The following is a 229-nucleotide window of genomic DNA, read 5'->3' on the forward strand; positions in this document are numbered from 1 at the left end:
GTCGTCGAAACGCGTCACCATGACTTGCGGCGCGGGCGCGGCCAGCACGCGCGGATCGGCGGCGGCCAGCGCGCGCAGCGCTTCGATCGCGCGGTTCACGTCGTCGCGCACGGACACTTCGACTTCGAGGTCGAGACGGCGCGTGGGATTGCGGCTGAAATTGCGGATCGAGTTGCTCCACAGCGCGCTGTTCGGCACGTATTCGCAGATGCCGTCGGGTTTCGTGAGG

The 229-nt window shown here is 67.7% G+C and carries 1 pseudogene; it reads right to left on the bottom strand.

Going from position 1 to position 229, the window contains the following annotated elements:
* Positions 1–229 (bottom strand): annotated as a pseudogene (locus SB751_RS35985) (mechanosensitive ion channel family protein); the annotation flags it as partial.

It is taken from the genome of Cupriavidus sp. SIMBA_020, assembly GCF_046535395.1.
In the GTDB taxonomy this organism is placed as follows: Bacteria; Pseudomonadota; Gammaproteobacteria; order Burkholderiales; family Burkholderiaceae; genus Cupriavidus; species Cupriavidus campinensis.